The organism is Thioclava sp. UBA3469, from assembly GCF_002378135.1.
GTDB lineage: Bacteria > Pseudomonadota > Alphaproteobacteria > Rhodobacterales > Rhodobacteraceae > Thioclava > Thioclava sediminum.
Genome location: NZ_DFRG01000238.1, coordinates 2,954 through 3,327, shown reverse-complemented (window position 1 = coordinate 3,327; position 374 = coordinate 2,954). Strand labels below are relative to the sequence as shown.

General features: G+C 60.2%; 1 protein-coding gene. It reads right to left on the bottom strand.

Features of this window, described 5'->3' with window-relative positions; translation table 11 throughout:
- Positions 1 to 360: SDH family Clp fold serine proteinase (locus B3D39_RS16975; protein ID WP_414718022.1), on the bottom strand; the 360-nt coding region annotated here is incomplete at its 3' end.
- Positions 361 to 374 lie beyond the last annotated feature (14 nt).

Below are 374 nucleotides of genomic sequence, written 5' to 3'. Positions count from 1 at the left end.
ATGCGGCACGAACACGGTGACCTTTCCCTTATGGCCCTGAATGGCCCGCGCGATCTGGGTTGCTGCCAGCACCAGCCCACCCGGCGTGTGCAGCACGATATCGAGCGGCACCTCGTCGTCGGTCATCTGGATCGCACGCAGGACTTCCTCGGAATCGTTGACGTCGATGTAGCGCATCAGGGGAAAGCCCAGCAGGTTCATGGTCTCCTGCCGGTGGATCAGCGAGATGACGCGGCTCGCGCGTTTCTTCTCGATCTGGGCAATCTTGCGGGTGCGCATCGCCTCCAGATATCTGCGCTGAAGCACCGGTTGCAGCGCAGAGAAGATGAAGAAGAGCCAGAAAAGCTGCGTTATGTCCATGGACCTTGTCCTCC